Origin of the sequence: Pseudoalteromonas sp. APC 3893 (genome assembly GCF_030408095.1) — a bacterium.
Taxonomy (GTDB): Bacteria; Pseudomonadota; Gammaproteobacteria; order Enterobacterales; family Alteromonadaceae; genus Pseudoalteromonas.
Genome location: NZ_JASDCD010000005.1, coordinates 67,911 through 83,981 on the forward strand (window position 1 = coordinate 67,911; position 16,071 = coordinate 83,981).

The 16,071-nt window shown below is 40.8% G+C and carries 17 protein-coding genes; 16 read left to right on the forward strand and 1 reads right to left on the reverse strand.

The features are described 5' to 3' along the window. Nucleotides 1-100: 100 nt before the first annotated feature. The 6 genes from QMA12_RS08870 (at nucleotide 101) to QMA12_RS08895 (ending at nucleotide 6,154) form a co-directional block, all read left to right on the forward strand. Nucleotides 101-874, forward strand: a complete 774-nt coding sequence (locus tag QMA12_RS08870) for a hypothetical protein (protein WP_087532595.1) — start codon at nucleotides 101-103, stop codon at nucleotides 872-874. Between the two features lie 94 nt (nucleotides 875-968). After that, on the forward strand, nucleotides 969-1,586 hold the full coding sequence (gene lexA / locus QMA12_RS08875; protein WP_087532594.1) for a transcriptional repressor LexA: 618 nt from the start codon (nucleotides 969-971) through the stop codon (nucleotides 1,584-1,586). Nucleotides 1,587-1,996: 410 nt separating this feature from the next. Beyond that, complete coding sequence (gene coxB / locus QMA12_RS08880; protein WP_290209785.1) at nucleotides 1,997-3,139, forward strand: cytochrome c oxidase subunit II; 1,143 nt, start codon at nucleotides 1,997-1,999, stop codon at nucleotides 3,137-3,139. After that, on the forward strand, nucleotides 3,139-4,740 hold the full coding sequence (ctaD, locus tag QMA12_RS08885) for a cytochrome c oxidase subunit I (protein WP_290209783.1): 1,602 nt from the start codon (nucleotides 3,139-3,141) through the stop codon (nucleotides 4,738-4,740). The genes coxB and ctaD overlap by 1 nt, the downstream gene beginning before the upstream one ends. Beyond that, the gene (locus QMA12_RS08890; RefSeq protein WP_290209782.1) at nucleotides 4,740-5,267 is read left to right on the forward strand and encodes a cytochrome c oxidase assembly protein; all 528 of its coding nucleotides are present in this window, start codon (nucleotides 4,740-4,742) and stop codon (nucleotides 5,265-5,267) included. Before ctaD ends, QMA12_RS08890 begins: the two co-directional genes overlap by 1 nt. Nucleotides 5,268-5,278: 11 nt before the next feature. Continuing rightward, on the forward strand, nucleotides 5,279-6,154 hold the full coding sequence (locus QMA12_RS08895; protein ID WP_290209781.1) for a cytochrome c oxidase subunit 3: 876 nt from the start codon (nucleotides 5,279-5,281) through the stop codon (nucleotides 6,152-6,154). Here the strand turns inward: QMA12_RS08895 and QMA12_RS22205 are convergent. Beyond that, entirely contained in the window at nucleotides 6,054-6,419 is a 366-nt protein-coding gene (locus tag QMA12_RS22205) for a DUF2909 domain-containing protein (protein ID WP_356948021.1), read from the reverse strand. The genes QMA12_RS08895 and QMA12_RS22205 overlap by 101 nt on opposite strands. Between QMA12_RS22205 and QMA12_RS08905 the strand changes: the two genes are divergently transcribed. The 10 genes from QMA12_RS08905 (at nucleotide 6,370) to QMA12_RS08950 (ending at nucleotide 16,039) form a co-directional block, all read left to right on the forward strand. Continuing rightward, complete coding sequence (locus tag QMA12_RS08905; protein ID WP_087532588.1) at nucleotides 6,370-7,107, forward strand: SURF1 family protein; 738 nt, start codon at nucleotides 6,370-6,372, stop codon at nucleotides 7,105-7,107. The genes QMA12_RS22205 and QMA12_RS08905 overlap by 50 nt on opposite strands. Before the next feature lies 1 nt (nucleotide 7,108). Beyond that, entirely contained in the window at nucleotides 7,109-7,603 is a 495-nt protein-coding gene (locus tag QMA12_RS08910; protein WP_087532587.1) for a transmembrane cytochrome oxidase associated protein, read from the forward strand. A gap of 20 nt (nucleotides 7,604-7,623) precedes the next feature. Then, nucleotides 7,624-8,613: a COX15/CtaA family protein gene (locus tag QMA12_RS08915; protein WP_087532586.1), complete on the forward strand. Its 990-nt coding sequence runs from the start codon at nucleotides 7,624-7,626 to the stop codon at nucleotides 8,611-8,613. 9 nt (nucleotides 8,614-8,622) lie between these two features. Then, complete coding sequence (gene cyoE, locus QMA12_RS08920) at nucleotides 8,623-9,531, forward strand: heme o synthase (protein WP_087532585.1); 909 nt, start codon at nucleotides 8,623-8,625, stop codon at nucleotides 9,529-9,531. Further along, the gene (locus tag QMA12_RS08925; protein ID WP_254911189.1) at nucleotides 9,528-10,154 is read left to right on the forward strand and encodes an SCO family protein; all 627 of its coding nucleotides are present in this window, start codon (nucleotides 9,528-9,530) and stop codon (nucleotides 10,152-10,154) included. The genes cyoE and QMA12_RS08925 overlap by 4 nt, the downstream gene beginning before the upstream one ends. A 280-nt stretch (nucleotides 10,155-10,434) precedes the next feature. Continuing rightward, nucleotides 10,435-10,707 carry an STAS domain-containing protein gene (locus QMA12_RS08930; protein ID WP_087532584.1) on the forward strand — a complete coding sequence of 91 codons (273 nt, stop codon included), beginning with the start codon at nucleotides 10,435-10,437 and terminating at the stop codon, nucleotides 10,705-10,707. Between the two features lie 9 nt (nucleotides 10,708-10,716). Beyond that, nucleotides 10,717-11,079 carry a response regulator gene (locus QMA12_RS08935; protein WP_290209780.1) on the forward strand — a complete coding sequence of 121 codons (363 nt, stop codon included), beginning with the start codon at nucleotides 10,717-10,719 and terminating at the stop codon, nucleotides 11,077-11,079. A 15-nt stretch (nucleotides 11,080-11,094) separates the two neighbouring features. After that, the gene (locus QMA12_RS08940; protein WP_290209778.1) at nucleotides 11,095-13,179 is read left to right on the forward strand and encodes a chemotaxis protein CheA; all 2,085 of its coding nucleotides are present in this window, start codon (nucleotides 11,095-11,097) and stop codon (nucleotides 13,177-13,179) included. Continuing rightward, entirely contained in the window at nucleotides 13,176-13,661 is a 486-nt protein-coding gene (locus QMA12_RS08945; RefSeq protein ID WP_087532581.1) for a chemotaxis protein CheW, read from the forward strand. Before QMA12_RS08940 ends, QMA12_RS08945 begins: the two co-directional genes overlap by 4 nt. A 47-nt stretch (nucleotides 13,662-13,708) precedes the next feature. Next, nucleotides 13,709-16,039: a methyl-accepting chemotaxis protein gene (locus QMA12_RS08950; protein WP_290209777.1), complete on the forward strand. Its 2,331-nt coding sequence runs from the start codon at nucleotides 13,709-13,711 to the stop codon at nucleotides 16,037-16,039. Nucleotides 16,040-16,071 lie beyond the last annotated feature (32 nt).

The following is a 16,071-nucleotide window of genomic DNA, read 5'->3' on the forward strand; positions in this document are numbered from 1 at the left end:
ATTGAAAATTTAAAACCAGTCTACACTTTTGTACACTTTCCTACAGTTAAGATCATCAAAATCGTTAAAATGTACCTAAAATTACATTTTGGACGTAGCAATGAAAAAAATAATAGCGATATTTATTAGCGGCTTAGCTTTTCCAAGTTATGCAGCTATAAACCATCAAGTTGAAGTGGGATTTACAGATTTAAGCGGGTTAGATAAAGCATTTCTAGGCGCGAGGTATCGTTATTTTAATGATGATTTGGACGCCTTATCGGGCCCTCAAGAGTTGAAAAGCCATTTGCATCGAGTGAGTAATGTCGCTATCGGCGGGTTTGCTAATGATAACCTGTATTATATTACCAGTGATGCGACTTATTATTGGCAGCATGGCGTTATTCTGGCGGCTGGTGTACAGCATGTGGATGATGATAGCGGTATTTGGCAATCAGATAGTTCTTTGCTCAATGCATCGATAGGTAATCAAATAAACGATCAATTGCAAATTGGCTTAACTGCTTTTTATAGTCGGGTGGAAGAAACACGTCACTTTTATCCAAGCGAGGAGCTAACTTCGGTTGAGTGGAGTTATGCGCCTTACATTCGCTGGACTAATATCAATAATAATCAAGGCTGGGATATAGAGGCAAAGCAATTGGCAGGGCGGTATCGTTACATCCAAGGCCGAGCAGCGTATTACGTTAATCAAGACTGGTCTGTTGGCGTAGTTGCTAACGTACATGGGCGAGGCGATCGAGATGATAATTATGAGTTGCAAACACAGTATTGGTTTAATGAACATATAGCGTTGAAGTTTGGTTTAGGCTCATCTTTGAAATCTGATGATGGTTTAAATAGCGCTACTTTATTGCTGAGTACCAGATGGTAATCAAGAAGGGTTAAAGCTAGCGAATTTAAAATTTGCGATTTTCAAATAACTGTATATACTCACAGTTAAATGTACTGTATGGAAAACCAGTTGTATGCGCCCATTAACGAATCGTCAAGCTCAAATTCTTGAATTAATCAAAGTGTTTATCAAAGATACTGGCATGCCACCTACGCGTGCTGAAATTGCGCAAACTTTAGGTTTCAAAAGCGCTAATGCTGCCGAAGAGCACTTAAAAGCACTGGCTAAAAAAGGTGTTATTAAAATGAAGCCGGGTGCAAGCCGCGGTATTCAGCTGGTGGAAGAAGATGAGCCAGAGCAGCTCGGATTACCATTAATAGGCCGAGTAGCAGCGGGTGAACCTATCTTGGCGCAACAACATGTTGAAAGCCATTGCCAGATTGACCCTTTAATGTTCAAGCCTGCCGCTGATTTTTTATTGCGTGTACAAGGCATGAGTATGAAAGATATTGGCATTATGGATGGTGATTTACTTGCGGTGCATAAAACCCAAGTTGCTGAAAACGGCCAAGTAGTGGTAGCGCGTGTTGATGATGATGTAACTGTAAAGCGCCTAGAAAAAGCCGGGCGTAAAGTTTTGTTGCACGCCGAAAATGAAGAGTTTTCTGCAATTGAAGTAGACTTAGAGCATGAGTCTTTTAATATTGAAGGGCTTGCAGTCGGTGTGATCCGTAATGCTGATTGGATGTAAACCTATTTTGCACCAAATTGGTGATATTTGGTGCTTTCACTTTTATATTTTTATTTAACTGCTAGTTTTAGCACTTGTCTGTAGCTACTAAAGCTCTATATAAGCTAGATACCTCCTGCTTTTAGCCATTTCTTTCCTCACCTGAATTTAAAATAACGCGCTGATTTTGTATTGTTATTTTTGCACCAAAATAGAATTTTATTTGCACTAAAACTTGCTAATTGTTCATTTTTTAACTAATTGGTTAATACACTGTGTTAACGACTGATCTTTTGGGGCCTTGCTGCAATTTATTGTTGCATGCGAAGAGATTAATTTAACCAGTTACAATAAAAATAACGAATTGGCGCGAAAAAAGCAGTGCCGCCTTTTCGCTTTGCGTTAGCAATAGCATCAAAAGGAGCCGTCACATGGGTAAACTGAGCTCTACCTTGTGCCTTATATTATTTATGCTGCCGCAGCAATTATTGGCAAATAGTCAATTTAATATGCGCGAAGGTGTAACCGATATAAGTAATAATGTTTATCAACTGCACATGACAATATTTATAATTTGTTGTGTGATTGGGGTGATTGTTTTTGCCGTTATGTTTTGGGCTTTAATACATCACCGCAAATCAAAAGGGGCGATACCTGCCCAATTCCATGAAAGCACCAAGGTTGAGATACTTTGGACTGCGATTCCGTTTGTCATTCTAATTGCAATGGCAGTGCCTGCGACAAAAACCTTAATTGCGATGGAGGATGCCAGCAAAGCTGACATTACCATTAAAGTGACAGGTTCTCAGTGGAAGTGGCATTATGAATATATGGGGGAAGACGTTAGTTTTTATTCAATTTTATCAACACCGAACGACCAAATTGCCAACCAAGCCGATAAAACAGATACCTACCTACTCGAAGTTGATAAACCTTTAGTTTTACCAATCAACAAAAAGATTCGCTTTTTAATGACATCGGATGACGTTATTCACTCATGGTGGGTGCCTGATTTTGCAGTTAAAAAAGATGCCAACCCTGGGTTTATAAACGAAACATGGACCAAAATTAACGAAGAAGGTATTTACCGCGGCCAGTGTGCTGAGTTATGCGGTAAAGATCATGGCTTTATGCCTGTGGTGGTTGAAGCGAAGTCTGAGCAAGATTTTGTTAATTGGTTAGCCGATGCCAAGCAAGCTAAACAAAAAGCGGCTGCCGCAGATGCAGCATTGATGGATCAAACCTTATCTAAAGAAGAATTAATGACCTTAGGTGAACAAGTTTATATGGCCAGTTGTGCAGCGTGCCATCAACCTACCGGTATAGGGTTACCTGGCGTCTTCCCGGCGCTTAAAAATAGCCCTGTGGTATTGGGAGATGTTAATGAGCATATTGATGTCGTAGTTCATGGTCGCCCGGGCACTGCAATGCAAGCATTTGTAAAACAACTATCGATAAAGCAACTTGCGGCGGTTGTTACCTATAAGCGTAATGCATGGGGTAATGACACGGGTGATGTGGTTCAACCTAGCCAAATTCAGGCTTTGATTGATGCAACTGCGGAGGCTAAGTAATGAGTAGCATAACAGACGAAAATAATAACGGCGCTGCGCATCACGATGCTGGACATCATCACTGCGCAACTGGGTTTAAGCGTTGGCTGTTTACGACTAACCATAAAGATATCGGGAGCTTATATCTAATATTTTCACTGACCATGTTTTTGATCGGTGGTGCCATGGCGATGGTGATCCGTGCTGAATTATTTCAGCCAGGATTACAATTAGTTGACCCGCACTTTTTTAATCAAATGACCACAGTCCATGGTTTGATAATGGTGTTTGGTGCTGTCATGCCGGCATTTACTGGGCTGGCAAACTGGATGATACCCCTGATGATTGGTGCGCCAGACATGGCATTACCGCGAATGAATAACTGGAGCTTCTGGATTCTACCATTTGCGTTTTTGATTCTATTAGCATCACTATTTATGCCAGGTGGTGGCCCCGCTTTTGGCTGGACTTTTTATGCCCCGCTGTCTACGACTTACAGTAATGACAACACGGCTTTATTTGTATTCGCCGTTCACATTATGGGCATTAGTTCCATTATGGGGGCAATCAATGTGATTGTTACCATAGTGAATATGCGCGCCCCTGGTATGTCTTGGATGAAGTTACCGTTGTTTGTATGGACTTGGCTTATTACTGCGTTTTTATTGATTGCGGTTATGCCTGTTTTAGCAGGCGCTGTGACCATGGTACTAACAGATAAATACTTTGCCACTAGCTTTTTTGATGCGGCCGGTGGCGGTGATCCGGTGATGTTTCAGCATATATTCTGGTTCTTTGGTCACCCTGAAGTGTACATAATGATCTTACCTGCCTTTGGCATCATATCGACCATAGTGCCTACCTTTTCACGGAAAAAACTATTTGGCTATGCCTCGATGGTTTATGCCACATCATCAATAGCATTACTAAGTTTTATTGTGTGGGCACATCATATGTTTACCACGGGTATGCCTGTGGCTGCTGAATTGTTTTTTATGTATTCAACCATGTTGATATCGGTACCTACAGGGGTAAAAGTATTTAACTGGGTGGCGACCATGTGGCGAGGCTCAATAAGCTTTGAAGTGCCTATGTTATTCAGTATTGCGTTTATTGTGTTGTTCACTTTAGGTGGCTTTTCAGGGCTGATGCTAGCAATTACACCGGCTGATTTTCAGTATCATGATACCTATTTTGTTGTGGCGCATTTCCATTATGTACTTGTTACTGGCGCGGTCTTTTCAATCATGGCTGGGGCTTACTATTGGCTGCCAAAATGGACTGGAAATATGTTTAATATCACCTTAGCCAAATGGCATTTTTGGCTGTCTTTGGTCAGTGTGAATGTATTGTTTTTCCCGATGCACTTTGTTGGTCTTGCGGGTATGCCAAGGAGGATCCCAGATTACGCGCTGCAATTTGCTGACTTTAACGCCATTATTAGTATTGGTGGGTTTGCCTTTGGCTTATCACAACTGCTGTTTGTTGTGGTGGTTTTTAAATGTGCCAGAGGCGGCGAGAAAGTACCTGCGAAGGTGTGGGATGGGGCGCAAGGGCTAGAGTGGGAAGTTGATTCTCCTGCGCCATATCATACCTTTGACACACCACCGGAGATCAAGTAATGAATCACGCACCTTTGTTTAAGCGCTTAGTTTTAATATGCCTTGGCATGTTTGCCTTCGCGTTTGCTTTGGTGCCTTTATACGATGTTTTTTGTGATATCACCGGGCTTAATGGTAAGCCTTCTCTTGAGCAAGCGAAGCAAAGTACGCAAGTTGTTGAGTCACGCCAAGTTGATGTTAGCTTTACCACTCATGCACAAAGTGGTGCGCCATTTGAGGTGCAATCACAAGAGTACAGCGTGGTCGTAAAACCCGGTGCAATGCGCGAAGTGTTGTTTAAAGCAAAGAACCTCAGTAATGAAAACAAAGTCATGCAAGCGGTGCCTTCAGTATCGCCCGGAAAGGCTGCCAAATATTTACATAAAATGGCCTGCTTTTGTTTTGATCAACAACCATTAAAAGCTGGTGAGGAAGTGGAATTTAAGTTGCTTTTTTATGTTGATACCGCGCTGCCCGATGAAGTAGAAGAACTCACTTTGTCATATACCGTGTTTGATATTAGTAGCCAGTTAGTGGCTAGTAATTAGGAGCAAGTGAAATGAATCAAAATTACGATAAATATTATGTACCCGCGCAAAGCCCATGGCCAATTGTAGGCGCTGTGGCATTATTTTTAATTGCTGTTGGTGCAGCACTGACTGTGATGCAAGTAAACTCAGAAGGCGGCTCTGGCCAGTATGTACTTTATGGTGGCATCGCTATTTTGCTCTATATGCTATTTAGCTGGTTCAAAAATGTGATTGATGAGTCGCACCAAGGTTTGTACTCCGCGCAAATGGATCGATCATTTCGCCAAGGTATGAGCTGGTTTATTTTCTCTGAAGTGATGTTTTTTATGGCCTTCTTTGGTGCTTTATTTTACGCGCGAATGATCTCAGTACCTTGGCTTGGAGGCGCTGGCAATAACGCCATGACCAACGAAGTGCTATGGCCCACATTTGAAGCTATGTGGCCATTAGTAACAACCCCAAGTGGTGGCACAACACAAGCCATGGGCTGGCAAGGTTTGCCATTGATAAATACCGTGATCCTGCTGATTTCATCGGTGACTCTACACTTTGCCCATGTTGCGATGGAGAATAATAAGCGTGGCCCACTTAAAGCATTTTTAGGATTAACTATTTTACTTGGCGTTGCTTTTTTAGGGCTACAAGTTGAAGAGTATATCCATGCCTACAATGACTTAGGTCTCACCTTAGACGCCGGAGTATACGGTAATACGTTTTTCTTGCTAACGGGCTTTCATGGTATGCACGTAACGCTGGGAACCATAATTTTATTGGTGGTCTTTTTCAGAATATTAAAAGGCCACTTTAGCCCAGATAAACACTTTGCTTTTCAGGCGGCTGCTTGGTATTGGCATTTTGTTGATGTGGTTTGGTTATGTTTATTTGTGTTTGTATATGTGTTGTAGGGTTGGCATTTGGGTAGATGTAACCGAGTTTAAGTGCGGCAATTACAATGATAAGTACGATGACAGAGAACATCACGCGGCGGCCTAAATAGTGTGACATTGGCCGCCCATTATCGCGACCAGAGACCATAATAAATAAAGCTCTAAATAAGTTAAAAAGTATAAATAATAACAACAGTACGATAATAATTTTAATAATCACTGGGTTCACCTTTATGCAGCTAATTTTATGGCGTAAACAAAAGCTTAGCTCAATTTTCATCATTTGCGTGGTGATAGTTGTGGTATTGGTGTGCTTACGTTTAGGTTATTGGCAAATACAGCGAGGTCAAGCGAAGAGCTTGCAATTGTCGCATATAGCTAAGGTGCAATCTAAAGGGGTTATGCCGTGGCAGCAAGTATTGGCGTTGCCCAGTGAGTGGAATAAAACTGGTATTCAAGCCACTTTAACTGGCACTGTAAATGCGGTGCATTATTGGTTGTTAGATAACCAAGTCGTGCAAGGGCAGGTTGGTTATGATGTTTTAGCATTATTTAAACCTACACATAGTCAAACGCCGATATTAGTTAATTTTGGCTGGATTAAAGCGCCAGCCTCTCGTCAGCAATTACCGTCTATCACCCTACCTAAAAACGCAATCGACATTAATATTCAGCTAAAGCAGGGCAAGCTCAGCGGCTTTACTTTAGCTAGCCCAGAGCACCAAGAGCAAAACAATGATTGGCCTAAACGCGTACAAAATATCGACTTAGCGCTATTTGCAAAACATGCACAGCAGCCCTTAGTTGATTTTATTGGCTATCGCCAAGGTATTGGTGATGCTTTTGGCATACCTCATTACCAAGCTGTAGTAATGAGTCCGCAAAAGCATTATGGCTATGCAGTTCAATGGCTATTGATTGGCTTGTCTTGCGTTGTGGTTGCCATCGTTGCTAGTAAAAGAAGGAATTAAAATGAAAAACAAACTAATGATTATTTTTATCGGCTGTTGTTTAGTGCCCTTAGTATTGGCCTATTTAGCACTAAAGTTTGAATGGATCCCTTCAGCTGCAACAAATAATGGCGTGTTTTTAAGTACAGAAATAAAACTTAAAAACTGGCAAAACTCAGAGCATAAACAGTGGACGATTGCTTTAAATCATCCTAAACAGTGCCAACAAGCATGTGCAGAGCAATTACATGCACTCGATAATTTGTATGTAGCACTGGGTAAAAACCAAGGCAAAGTCGATATGGTTATTTTAGGCAGCCCACAAAAGCAAGGTTCAACGTGGCGACAATTAGCCGAAACCGCTGAGCTGGAACCTGCGAGTTTATATTTAATAGATCATATGGGGTTGGTGGTTTTGCAATACCCCTATCAGCAAGAGCTGCAGCAAAATCGGTTGGTGCAAAAAGGGTTATTAAAAGATTTAAAAAAATTACTTAACTATTCACGCTCAAGCTAATTTTATCTAAGGGGCTGATTATGTATAAAAACTATAAATATTTAGTGGTCGTGACCTTCTTTTTATCTATTTTAGTGGTTGGACTTGGTGCATACACGCGTTTGAGTGATGCGGGGTTAGGCTGCCCAGACTGGCCCGGATGTTACGGCTTTTTAACGGTACCAAAGCATGCTGCTGATCTTGCGTTAGTTGAGCAAACTTACCCAGATATGATGTTCGAAACTGCAAAAGCATGGAAAGAAATGATTCATCGCTATTTTGCTGGCACGTTAGGGGTATTAATTTTAGCGCTATTTATTGTGGCGTTTATTAAGCGCAAGCAGCCGACTATGCCTGTGGGGTTGCCGTTACTATTGCTCATATTAGTCATCTTTCAAGCTGCACTTGGAATGTGGACAGTCACCATGAATTTGCAGCCCTTAATCGTGATGGGGCACTTACTTGGTGGTTTTAGTATTTTGTCGCTAGTGGCGCTACTGTACTTACGGCTAACCTCAAAACCTATTGATGGCGGAGATGCACCTGCGAGGCGCCATTTTAAATTAAGTTTGGTTGCGTTAGTGGTATTGATATTACAAATTGCATTGGGTGGTTGGCTTGCCGCTAATTATGCTGCACCTCATTGCAATGGTTTACCGCTTTGCAGTTATGGTCAGCCATTTTCACTGAGTAGTGTATTTCAGTTACCTATGGAGCACAGTACTTATGAATATGGCGTGCTTTCACAACAAGCGAGAATGTCGATTCATTTACTGCACAGGATTTGGGCACTGGTTACCTGTGTGGTGCTCGCGTTGATTATGTGGCGTATATATAGTCATGCGATTTCTACAAAAATTAAACACTGCTGTGTATTTGTACTCGTTGCTTTGTTTTGCCAAATAGCATTAGGCCTTGCTGTGGTGCATTGGCATTTTCCTTTGGGTGTAGCACTGGCACATAATTTAATGGCAGCCATACTGTTAATTACCCTTGTTCGTTTATGCTTTTATTTAAAAGCCCGCACTTAGGAGACTGTTATGGCACATTTATTAACGATAACAAAAGATGCACCACACCAACTGACAGAGTTATTTAAAGACTATTTAGCTATTAGCAAATTTAAAGTGGTCGCAATGCTGGTGTTAACAGCATGGGTTGGTTTAGCACTAGCCCCTGATGTTGGGCGCGGTGTTGGGGTGCAGTTTATAAGTTTATTAGGCATAGGTTTACTATCGGCAGCGGCAGCGGTAATTAATCATGTGGTTGATAGTGAAATTGACAGTAAAATGGCCCGCACTAGGCACCGGCCGGTGGCAAAAGGGCGCTTATCAAAATTTCATGCCTTAAGTTTTGCCAGTGTTATTGGAGTAACTGGTTTTGCCATGTTGGTAATTTGGGCAAACACCCTTACCGCGATATTAACGTTATTTGCTTTAGTGGGTTATGCGTTTATTTATACCTCATTTTTAAAGCGTGCGACACCGCAAAATATTGTCATTGGCGGGTTGGCTGGAGCAATGCCGCCTTTACTGGGTTGGGTGTCTGAAACAGGGCAAATGGCCGCTGCGCCTTGGCTATTAGTGATGATTATATTTACTTGGACCCCACCTCATTTTTGGGCGCTAGCCATTGCCCGTAAAAGTGATTATGAGCGAGCAAAGATTCCAATGCTACCAGTGACACATGGTATCGATTTTTGCAAAACGTGCGTGATTGCGTATTCTATTTTACTTGCTTTGGTGTGCGTGCTGCCCTATTTAATTGGTATGTCGGGCTTAATATATTTAGTGGCTGCATGTGTATTAAACGCGGTGTTTATGTATAAAGCCATAAAACTAAAAATAGCGCCGGTGGATAACACTGCAATGGATTTATTTCGTTTTTCAATTATCCATTTAATGATACTCTTTATCGCCTTATTTATTGATAAATGGCTGGTCATATGAAGTTTTTAACTCGGACACTTAGCAAACGTTTTTTTATGTTAATAAGCCTGTTGCTATTAGCATCATGCAGTGACGCGACTAAACCTGATGTAGAAGCGTTAGTCTATGAGCAAGCTAAACCACTTAGTGATTTTGCATTACTTGATCAACATAATAATCAAGTGACGAAAGCGGCTTTTGAAGGGCAGTGGAACTTAGTGTTTTTAGGTTACACCAGTTGCCCTGATATTTGCCCGTTAACGCTGGCAAAGTTAAACGCGGTGCACAAGGCGTTAAGTGAGCAATATCCACTGCAAATTTGGTTTTTATCTGTGGATCCCAAGCGTGATACCGCAGATAAACGCAAAGCCTATATTGATTATTTTAACTCTGATTTTTTAGCCGTTTCAGGTGAACATAAAGACTTATTTCCATTGGTGCGTGAGCTTGGATTAATTTATGCCATTAGTGACAGTGATGAGCAAGAGTACGCTGTTGATCACAGCGCTTCTGTTGCTATGGTTGATTCACGTGGGGCTGTAAGGGCAATATTTAAACCTGAGTTTAAACAAGGTAGTGTTCCATTAATTAATGCTAAATCATTAATTAGTGAATTTAAATTGATAGCTGACTACTATCAATAAATTGCTATTAATGAGTAACCAAAACTCTGGATAATTAATTAGTTTCTAGCTAGAGGGGACTATTAGTATTTATTTTTAAAATCAATACTTTATAGAACCCTTTAAGCAGAGTGCAGACTAAGTATATTTTCGATTGTTTTTGGAAGCGTTGGCCTCTTTTTTTACTTTTATTTCCCCCTCTATAAATAATTTCCTCTTTTTTCGATGCATATATGGCATTTTTCACAACTCAGTCTAAGCTTTTGTTATGAATTGGTAAATTACGCAAAGTGATGAAAGTATGTTGAAGCTTCCTGAAGAGTTAGCAATCACCAAAGTCGAATCTTTACATCAAGACTTGCTAAATGAGCTAAGTACTAATGACGATGTTTGCCTAGACATCAGCGATGTATCACGTGCTGATACTGCGTCCATTCAACTACTGTGTGCTTTACAAAAACACTTACTGTCTGTGCATCATAAAATAATTTGGATTGGACAGAGTGAGCCATTAAAGAACGTTATCAATCAATTAGGTTTAAATGAATATTTAATACTCGATAATGAAAATTAAGAGGTGTATATGAAAAGAATTTTAGCTGTAGATGATTCTGCGTCGATGCGTCAAATGGTGGGCTTTACATTAAAAAAAGCTGGCTTTGATGTAACCGAAGCAAAGGATGGCAGTGAGGCGTTGAATATAGCTAAGCAGCAGGGTTTTGACGCTGTGATCTCGGATGTAAATATGCCTGTTATGGACGGTATTACTTTAATTAGAGAGCTGCGCAATTTACCCAATTATAAGTTTACACCCTTATTAATGCTGACTACTGAATCAGGCATGGACAAAAAAGTGGAAGGTAAGGCAGCTGGAGCAACAGGCTGGATAGTTAAACCTTTTAACCCTGATCAATTATTAGCGGTTTTAAAAAAAGTGATTCGCTAATTTAGGGAGCGAGGCATGAGTATAGATTTAAGTCAGTTTTTTGAAGTTTTCTTCGAAGAAAGCTTTGAAGGCTTGGATGCCATGGAAGCTGAACTGCTTAATTTGGTGCCGGGCGAAGAAGATTCAGAAACAATTAATACAATATTTCGTGCTGCTCATTCAATTAAAGGGGGGAGCGGCACTTTTGGTTTTGATTCAGTTGCTGAGTTTACCCATGTACTAGAAACATTGTTAGATGAAGTCCGTGAAGGTAAGCGTACTTTAACGACAGAGCTTGTAAATTTATTACTAAAATCTGTAGATTGTTTAAGAGCTCTGCTGAGTGCTTTACAAGCAGAGCAAGCGCTAGACTTGAGCGAATCAATTGAGCTGAGAAAACAGTTTGAGAAAATTTTAGCGCTTGATGATACCCCTTCAACTCAAGCTAATACCATTACGGATACCGTAGTCGAAGTAAATACCTACCAGATTGACTTTAAACCACATCATCATTTATTCAAAACTGGCAATGAACCACTGTATATGATCAGTGAACTTGCTGAGTTAGGTGATTTAGAAATTGTTGCGTTTCATAGCGAAGTTCCAGATATAACCGACTTAAGTGCAGACGACTGCTTTTTATCTTGGCGGTTTTTTTTAAACACTGATAAACCAGAGCAAGCCATCTCTGAAATTTTTGAATGGGTTGAAGATGATGCAGATATAACCATTGCTCTGTGTGGTGGATTATTTTCAGATGATGAACAGCCTAAACAATCAAAAGAAGCTCAAACCATTGAGTCTTCTAAAGTTAACACTTCAGTATCAAAAAACACTGCCCCAGAAGTAAAAGCCGCGATTAATGCTAAGGTCTCAGCGCCTGCTACAGCTGTGGAGTCAACCTCAATCAGAGTGGGTATTGATAAAGTAGACTCATTAATAAACATGGTTGGTGAGCTTGTGATCACGCAAGCGATGTTAAGTCAATTAGGTGAGCAAGAAATTACTGAGGCAACATTAACGTCATTACAAGAAGGGCTCGCGCAACTGGCACACAACACTCGTGACTTGCAAGAAAATGTGATGCGTATCAGGATGTTACCAATTAGTTTTGTGTTTAGCCGGTTTCCGCGATTAGTTAGAGATATATCGCAAAAGTTAAACAAGCAAGTAGAGCTAAAGCTTATCGGTGAGCAGACAGAGCTTGATAAAACTGTGATGGAAAAAATATCAGATCCTATGGTGCACTTGGTTAGAAATTCTTTAGATCATGGGTTAGAAACAGTTGAACAGCGTATTGCCTCAGGTAAAGACCCCGTGGGTATTGTGACGCTTAACGCTTTTCATCAAGGTGGCAATATCGTCATCGAGATTATGGATGATGGGCAAGGTCTTAATACTCAGAAAATAAAACAAAAAGCCATTACAAATAGGCTTATCAATGAAACTGATGAGTTATCAGATAATGAAATAAACGAGCTCATTTTTATGCCCGGCTTTTCTACAGCAGATGAAGTGAGTGACCTTTCAGGCCGCGGAGTCGGTATGGATGTAGTAAGGCGTAACATTCAATCTTTAAATGGTTCTGTTGAAGTGACTTCTGCATCCGGGGTTGGTTCGACTTTTACTATTAGGCTACCGCTCACGTTGGCAATTCTAGACGGTCAGCTAGTTCGAGTGGCTAAGCATACTTATATTATTCCGTTAATTTCTATCGTTGAATCATTACAAATTGATATCACTAAAGTGAGCCGTGTAGGCAAAGACCTAGATGTATTACGGTTACGCGATGAGTACATTCCAATTCTACGGCTATATCAGATATTTAATCATCAAGATGCAATTGAAACTTTGGATAAAACCTTATTGGTTGTGGTTGAAAGTGACAATCAGAAAATAGGCTTATTGGTTGATGATTTACTATCGCAACAACAAGTCGTGATTAAAAGCTTAGAAGCAAACTATCAAAAAGTAGATGGTGTTTCAGGAGCAACCATATTGGGTGATGGTCGCGTATCGCTTATTGTTGATATTAGCGGGTTGATCAAATTATCCGGATTAAGAAAGCCAGGCAGCCAAGAGTTAATTGTTGAGTCACAAGCTAATTTGGAGGCGTCATGAGCGCACTGAGTAGTGAGTTAGACCATAATCTAGTGCTTGAAAACGTCCAGGGCGTAAAACAGTTCCTTACCTTTATTATGGCCGAGGAAGAATATGGAGTTGATATTTTAACAGTGCAAGAAATTCGTAGCTGGGAAGAGATCACCGCGATACCAAATGCACCCGACTATGTAAAAGGTGTGATTAATTTACGTGGAACTATAGTACCTATTTTAGATTTGCGGCTGAGATTTGGCTTACCCTACATCGAGTATGGTGGTTTAACAGTGGTCATTGTCGTGAAAGTCGAGTGCGCACAACAAAGTAAAATAATGGGCATGGCGGTAGATGCTGTGTCTGATGTTTATAGCATTATGGAGCAAGATGCGAAGATGGTGCCTTCATTTACAGAGTCAGATAACTCGGAGTTTGTTGCTGGATTAGTAAACGTTGGGGAAAAAATGGTTGCATTACTCGACCTAAAAAAAGCAATGGATATATGAGTATCTGTTAATCGAGCTAATAAAAACTTATATAAAAGGTGATGGACATGGGGTGGTTTAGTAATTCTCAACGGAGCAAATCACAGAGTGATTTAGTTCTAACTGCGTTGAATAAATCGTTAGCTGTTATTGAGTTTGAGCCAAGTGGAAGAATTCTTACAGCAAATAGTAATTTTTTAAATGTTGTGGACTATGGCTTGGCAGATATTCAAGGCCAACATCATTCTATGTTTGTCGAACCGGATGAAGTGGCTAGTAGTGAATATCAGCAATTTTGGCAGCGCTTAAAAGGAGGTGAATTCATTTCTAATGAATTTAAGCGCATTGGAAATAATGGCAAAAAAATATGGATTCAAGCAACGTATAACCCTGTTATTGATTCACAAGGTCAGGTTATAAAAGTTGTGAAATTTGCCACCGATATTAGTGAGCAAAAATCGGCAACGGAAGAAGCAATACGTATTGCTAATCTCGCAAATGCTCTTGAAGTGTGCCAAGCAAATGTGATGATTGCTGATAACGACTTAAAAATAATTTTCGTTAACGAGCAAGTTAAGCAAATGCTGCAAGCACGTGAGAGCCAACTTCAAACAGTACTACCTAGCTTTGCTGTTGAAAACTTAATAGGCACCTGCGTTGATGATTTTCATAAGCAACCGGCGCATCAGCGTCAGTTATTAGCGAGTTTAAATGACCCTTATAAAGCAACATTACGTTTGGCAGGTCTTATTTTTAGTTTAATCGCAACACCTTGGCTGAGTCGTGACGGTGAACGTTTAGGCACAATTGTTGAGTGGCAAGACATTACTGATAGTGTTAATAAAGCAGAAGAAGAAAAGCGAGAAGCTGAAGAAAACCTGCGAGTACGTCGAGCATTGGATCGTGTTGCAACGAATACAATGATTGCAAATGCAGATAATGACATTATTTATATGAATGAATCGGTACTAAATATGATGACGGCAGCTGAAGCTGATATTCGTAAAGATTTGCCTAATTTTAATAGCAGTAAGTTGTTAGGGCAAAATATTGATGTATTTCATAAAAACCCTGCACACCAGCAACATTTATTAAGTAAATTAACGAATATATACAGTACAGAAATTAATGTAGGTGGGCGAACTTTTGGTCTTGTTGCTAACCCAATATTCACACCTGAAAAAGAGCGCATTGGTACAGTTGTTGAGTGGGAAGATCGCACCGATGAAGTCGCTATTGAAAAAGAAATGGCTGATTTAGTTAGTGCTGCAGGTAAAGGTGAGCTGAAAACGCGTGTAAATGAAGCTGGCAAAGAGGGCTTTTATCTTCGCCTAGCGAAAGGCTTAAATAGTTTAGTCAGTATTGTTGATGATGCAGTAACTGACACTGGAATTATGCTGGATGCTATGGCTAATGGTGACTTATCTATTCGGATTGAGAAAGAATACCAAGGCTCATTTGATAAACTAAAAACAGACGCTAATGCAACAGCAGATAAACTCACAGAAGTGATTAATCGGATTAACTCTTCGGCGACTATGGTTGCCAGTGGTGCAGAGGAGATCTCACAAGGTAACGCAGATTTAAGTCAACGAACAGAAGAGCAAGCATCTTCATTAGAGGAAACAGCCTCAAGCATGGAAGAAATGACCAGCACGGTTAGGCAAAATGCCGATAATGCTAAGGTAGCGAACGGTTTGGCAGCGGAGACTCGTGACAAAGCGATGCAAGGTGGCGAAGTTGTAAACAGAGCCGTTGTGAGTATGTCAGCCATTAATGAATCAAGTAAGAAGATTGCTGACATAATAAGTGTGATAGATGAAATTGCATTTCAAACCAATCTACTGGCTCTTAATGCCGCGGTTGAAGCAGCACGAGCAGGAGAACAGGGACGTGGCTTTGCCGTGGTTGCCGGTGAAGTACGTAATCTTGCTCAGCGCTCGGCTGGTGCGGCAAAAGAAATTAAAGAGTTAATCAGGGATAGTGTTGGTAAAGTGGAAGATGGCACTTTACTGGTTAATGAGTCGGGTGCAACGTTGCAAGATATTGTCAGTTCAGTGCAAAAGGTTACAGAGATGATTTCTGACATCACAGAAGCCTCTGAAGAGCAAAGTGCAGGAATCGAACAGGTAAATAAAGCTATTTCGCAAATGGATGAGATGACTCAGCAAAATGCCGCGTTAGTTGAGCAAGCGTCTGCTGCTGGTGAATCTATGTCGGAGCAGGCGAATGATATGCGTAGGCTGCTGAACTTTTTCTCACTCAGTCAGCAAGAGATGCCCGATTTAATTGAGTCAACGCCAACCGCAAAAACACCAACACGAGCTAGTCAAAATATTCGCAGCGCTCCTCGCGGCAACGATTTTGCTGACTCTTCCGATGAATGGGAAGAGTTTTAGCTAAAGCTTAAGGGCAGCTCCATAGGTTTTGA